Raw genomic sequence first — 2,941 nt, forward strand, 5'->3', positions numbered from 1 at the left:
CCCCCGGCTCGGCGGCGAGCCGGGGGTCGCCCGCGCGAAACGGGCAAGCGCGCTCGATGGTGTCCGTTGGACGAACCCACACCTCGGCCAGCTCGACCATCGTTGCCATACCCGCCGAGAGGCCGTCAGTGATCATGATGCCTGGAGTTTTTGGTCTGGAAACTACGGGCGGGCCTAATCCCGGAAGGTCGCACGCGGCCCAACCCTCGCCGACGGGGCGGGGGTCGAGCCGCGTGCAAGTCGGTGCCTTCCGGTCCAGGGCCGCCCCACCTGCAGTAGGCCGTGGTCGGCGGCCGGAGGGTGGCTTCGCCGACACCGGCAGCCTGCCGAGGGCGGCGGCAGGGACGCTACATCTGGCCTCCGGACTGTGGACAACTGGTGGCCCTGTGGATAACGCCCTGATCAGGCGGTCTGGTTGTAACCGTGACGGCTCATCCACTCAGTGAGCGCGGTTTCGACGATCTCTTGCGGGCCCAGGCCGCTGCGTTCCACTGCCAGAGTCAGGGCGTCATCGATCTCGGTCAGGATCCGTACAGACAGGGCTACCCGTTCCGGACCGCGGGGGCGGCCACGTCGGCGCGGTGGCCGGCTCTTTCTGCTGGCGGGAATGCTGGCACTTTTGCCAGCGTTGCGGCTTGCACTGGCGCCAGCTCCATTATGGGCGGTTCGGTGTTCACTGCTTGCATCGGCGCTGGCGCGCGTGCTGGCCTCAGCGCTTGCTGCTCGGCTTGTGATTGGGCCAGCGGTCGCGTCAGCGTCATTGCTGCCCATATCGCTAGCTTTGTCGCTGCCTTTCTCGCTAGCAATTTCGCTGGCAAACACGTTCGCATTGGAGCCTGCTGACTCGCTGTCGTGAACGCTGGCTTCCCTGCTGGCTGGCTGGCTTTCTGTATCGCCTGCCTTAGGGGCAGCCTTAAAGCTGGCCTTTTCGCTGCCCACTTGGCTGGCGGTGCTGCTTGTCGGCTTGCTGGCGGTGGTGACAGCAGTTTCGGCCGGGTCTCGTTCCGCGTCACCGGCGCGCTGGAGGGCTCGCCCGCGTGCTTGTCCCAGGAGTTTGCTCACGGTCAGGCCACCTCCGCGACACAGTTGAGGGTCCGGCAGTATGCGCGTTCGAGCAGCGTTGCCTCCGTGGTGCCCGCTACCGTGAAAGGCACGCGGGCGCTGCGGGACTCCTGGCGGATGACGTACTTCGGAACGGCGGCGTTCAGGAGCTGCGGTCCGTCGGGGGAGTGTGGCGGGTACTCCTGGGCGAGTTTCTCGTCGAAGGTCTCCGCGAGGCCGCTGCGGCGGCGGTCCACGATGTTGCGCAGGACGCCGACGACGATCAGCGGCGGCAGCCCGTGATTCATCCGGGCGCGGCGCAGGGAGATCAGGCCGTCGTGCACGCCGATGTAGCCATCCTCGTCGAGCGTCGCCGGCAGGAGAGCGTGCGTGGCGGTAAGCGCCGCTGCGGTCATCAGCTTGCCGCCGGGCCGAGGTGGCACGTCGATCAGGACCAGGTCGTAGTTCTCGGCGACGCCGTCCAGCGACAGCCTGAGCCGCTGCTCCATGCCGGAGGTGTTGTCGAACTCCCGGTTACCGAGGGCGCGCTCGGCGGCGAGCGCGTGCACGTTGTCCGGCCAACCCTCGCCCGCGGGAAGGATGGCGTCCGCGGCCAGCCCGCGCGGATCAACAGGGTTCGGGTCGCTGGCGTCGATGTAGAGCAGGTCGTTGATCGTGTATTCCGGCTTCTCCACGCCCAGCTCGCTGGTGGCAGTAGCGCGTGGGTCGAGGTCAATGACCAGCACCCGCAGCCCATGTTTGGCTGCCACTGCGGCCAGGCCGTTGGTGAGGCCGGTCTTCCCGACCCCGCCCTTTTCGCTGAAGATCGCGAGGATCACCGGGCCGCCGCGCGTTGGTTTCCAACGCAGTTCGACCTCGTTCCCGCTGAGGTCGCGCAGCAACTCGTAGACGTCCACCTCGCACCCACCCTTCTTCTGGTTGTTGGGCGACAGCATTTCCGCTGGCAGGAGAGCAGGCAAGTACGCGTGCCGAAAACCACGACGCGTCAGGCCGTGATGTATCGACCAACCTCTTGACAGTCTCCCATTGCCTAGGAGGTCTTGAGGTCTTAGTGTGACGGTATGGCACGTAGTCCGCGTTACCAGGAGATCGCCGACGACCTGCGTCGGCGGCTCGCCGACGGTGAGTGGCCGGTCGGCTCGACACTGCCCGGGATCAGTGAGTTGCAGGAGGAGTACGACGTCGCCGGGCTGAATACCATCCGTCAGGCGCAGGGTCTGCTCGCCGACGAGGGGCTGTTGAACCCGGTTCAGGGGCGCGGCACCTTCGTTACGGCGCTGCCCGGCCCGCCGGGGGACACCGCGGCACTTAAGCAGGCCCTGGAGGAGTTGCGGGCCACCCTGACGAACACCCAGACCGCGATCGGCCGGGTACTGAAGCACCTGGACTGACTACCAGCGACGTGGGGCGGTCCCTGACGACCAAGCCCGGACCGCCCCACGCCCTCAACTCCCGTGAAGGAGCTCGCATCATCATGACGGATTCCGTGGAATCGGCGGTCACCGACTACGCGCCGCCCGAACCGGCGGCCGCGGTGCCGATGCAGGCCCGGCAGGTGCCGCTGGGCAGCGTGGTGACCCATCCGGCGAACCCGCGCCGCGACCTGGGTGACCTGACCGAACTGGAGGAGTCGATCCGGGAGTTGGGGGTGCTGCAGCCGCCGGTGGTGCTGCCCACGGTCCGGGTCGCCGGCGCGTGGCCGCAGCACGCGGCCGAGTTGGCCGGCGCCGAGTGGGTGGTGCTGATGGGCGCCCGCCGGCGTACCGCCGCCGGTCGGGTCTGGGCCGGCGATCCGGACGCGACGTTGAACGTGCTGGTGCGCGTCGACGCGATCGCCGACGACGCGGGCGGGCAGTTGGACGTGATGACGGCGGAGAAC

4 protein-coding genes are annotated in these 2,941 nt (G+C 68.0%); 2 read left to right on the forward strand and 2 right to left on the reverse strand.

What is annotated here, in order from left to right; genetic code table 11:
- Window positions 1-402: 402 nt before the first annotated feature.
- Both K228_RS28645 and K228_RS26575 read right to left on the reverse strand, forming a co-directional pair.
- Window positions 403-1,062 (reverse strand): hypothetical protein, encoded by a 660-nt coding sequence (locus K228_RS28645; protein WP_155251639.1) that lies wholly within the window; start codon window positions 1,060-1,062, stop codon window positions 403-405.
- Between the two features lie 2 nt (window positions 1,063-1,064).
- Complete coding sequence (locus tag K228_RS26575) at window positions 1,065-1,997, reverse strand: ParA family protein (protein ID WP_025620704.1); 933 nt, start codon at window positions 1,995-1,997, stop codon at window positions 1,065-1,067.
- Window positions 1,998-2,123: 126 nt separating this feature from the next.
- Between K228_RS26575 and K228_RS26250 the strand changes: the two genes are divergently transcribed.
- Both K228_RS26250 and K228_RS0124355 read left to right on the forward strand, forming a co-directional pair.
- On the forward strand, window positions 2,124-2,453 hold the full coding sequence (locus K228_RS26250) for a GntR family transcriptional regulator (RefSeq protein WP_025620705.1): 330 nt from the start codon (window positions 2,124-2,126) through the stop codon (window positions 2,451-2,453).
- 83 nt (window positions 2,454-2,536) lie between these two features.
- On the forward strand, window positions 2,537-2,941 hold a 405-nt coding region (locus tag K228_RS0124355), incomplete at its 3' end, for a ParB N-terminal domain-containing protein (RefSeq protein WP_188116253.1).

It is taken from the genome of Salinispora cortesiana (assembly GCF_000484695.1).
GTDB classification, from domain to species: domain Bacteria; phylum Actinomycetota; class Actinomycetes; order Mycobacteriales; family Micromonosporaceae; genus Micromonospora; species Micromonospora cortesiana.